Raw genomic sequence first — 1046 nt, 5'->3', positions numbered from 1 at the left:
CGACCCGGCCCGCGACCGCACGCTTCGCGGAGGCGACGAAGTGTTTCCCCGGCCCCGTGACGACGTCGACCGGGTCGAGCCCGAGTGACGAGACCCCGAAGGCGAACGCGCCGATCGCGCCGGCACCGCCCATCGCGTAGACCTCGGTCACGCCGAGGAGCTTCGCGGCGGCGAGGATCACGGGGTGGACACGACCGCCGAACTCGGCCTGCGGCGGTGACGCGAGCGCGACCTCGCGCACCCCCGCGACCTGCGCCGGCACGACGTTCATCACGACGCTGGACGGGTAGACGGCCTTGCCGCCCGGCACGTACAGCCCGACGCGGCGCACCGGCTGCCAACGCTGCGTGACGCGCGCACCCGGACCGAGCTCGGTCACCGACGGCGCGGGGATCTGGGCCGCGGACGCGGCGCGCACGCGGCGGATCGCCTCGTCGAGCGCGGACCGGATGCCGGGATCCAGCTCGGCGAGGGCGTCGTCGAGGTGGGCGGCGGGAACCGCGATGGCGTGGTCGCTCACCCGGTCGAACCTCTCGGCCTGCTCGCGCAGAGCCTCCTCGCCGCGACGGGCGACGTCGTCGACGATTCGAGCGGCGGTGGCGAGGGCCTCATCACGGGCCGCATCGGCCCGGGGTACGACGGCGAGGAACTCGGCCGGCGAGAGCACGCGGCCGCGCAGATCGATGGTGCGGAGCATGGTTCCAGGCTACCGGTCGGCGACGAGCCGCCCGCCGTGGAGCGGGCGGCTCGCAGGGGGTGCTCAGCCGCGCGTGACGCCCCGGACGTCGTGCAGGTAGCCGATCCGACCGTCGTCGTGACGGATGACGAACGTCTCGCCGCGGTCCTCGATCACGAGGGCCCACGCGGTGGGTCCGACGCGGAAGATCGGCGTGCCGTAGTCGTCCACGACGTCGCGTTCGTCGGGTGCCAACGCCCAGAACGCCTGGGGCTGCGGGTGGCGCGGAGCGGCGTCGTGCCCGGAGTGCTCCGAGACATGGGCGGAGTCGTCGGACGTCGCGCCGATCACGTCGGTGTCGTGCGTGTCA

1 protein-coding gene and 1 pseudogene are annotated in these 1046 nt (G+C 74.1%); both read right to left on the bottom strand.

Annotated elements, in window-relative coordinates; all coding sequences use genetic code 11:
- The coding region (locus I5G_RS07650) for a histidinol dehydrogenase (protein WP_022878528.1) at positions 1–697 on the bottom strand (697 nt) is incomplete at its 3' end.
- A 63-nt stretch (positions 698–760) separates the two neighbouring features.
- Positions 761–1046, bottom strand: a pseudogene (locus I5G_RS21275) (hypothetical protein); the annotation flags it as partial.

It is taken from the genome of Microbacterium sp. B19, assembly GCF_000333395.1.
GTDB lineage: Bacteria > Actinomycetota > Actinomycetes > Actinomycetales > Microbacteriaceae > Microbacterium.
This window is presented reverse-complemented; position numbering and strand designations above follow the sequence as displayed.